This window comes from Rhodococcus sp. T7 (genome assembly GCF_009872365.1).
Taxonomy (GTDB): Bacteria; Actinomycetota; Actinomycetes; order Mycobacteriales; family Mycobacteriaceae; genus Rhodococcus_F.
This window is the reverse complement of record NZ_WXYH01000282.1, coordinates 1-782: the sequence shown is the minus strand read 5'-3', so window position 1 is coordinate 782 and position 782 is coordinate 1. Positions and strand designations below refer to the sequence as shown.

General features: G+C 68.7%; 1 pseudogene. It reads left to right on the top strand.

The features are described from left to right. Positions 1 to 782 (top strand): annotated as a pseudogene (locus tag MLGJGCBP_RS23270) (peptidoglycan DD-metalloendopeptidase family protein); the annotation flags it as partial.

The following is a 782-nucleotide window of genomic DNA, read 5'->3' as shown; positions in this document are numbered from 1 at the left end:
CCGTGGATCGAGCGTGCCCAAGAACCCGGCCAGGCCAGTCCGCAGGCCACCGACCCCGGTTCGAACGGTGGCCAGCCCGGAGAAGGCGGCACCTCCTCGGCACCCGGCCTCGAGGTCTACAACGCCCGCCAGGTCGCCATCGCGAAGCAGGTCGTCGCGGTCGGGGAAGCGATGGGACTGTCCGAGCGCGGTATCACCGTGGCCCTGGCCACCGTCGGCCGCGAATCGACCTACCGAATGCTCGCCAGCTCCGTGGTCCCGGAATCGCTGAACTACCCGCACGACGGGGTAGGCAGCGACCACAAGTCCGTCAACCAGTATCAACAGCAGGTCGATATCTGGGGCACCGTCGACGAGCTGATGAACCCGATCACCGCGAACGTGAAGTTCTACCAGGCCCTTCTCCAGATCGACGGGTGGGAGTCGATGCCCGTCACCGTGGCCGCCCAGACAGTTCAAGGTTCGGCCCACCCCGACGCGTATGCGCAGTGGGAACAAGCCGCCACCATCATGTACCGCGAGTTCAAGGGCGCCAGCAAGGAACTGACTCCCGACGAGCTCGCCCAGATCTCCAAAGCCGGTGCTGCAACCGCCGTCGCCGCGGGCGGCATCCTGCCCGACCCCTGCGGCGGCGCCACCGGTAGCCCGCACGCGCCCCTCGCCGCGGGCCCCTTCGGACAGAAGATCATCGAGGCGGCATCACGGTGGCTCGGCACCGAGTACGCCTGGGGCGGCGGCGACGTCAACGGACCCACCCACGGCATCAGCGACGGCGGCGGTGC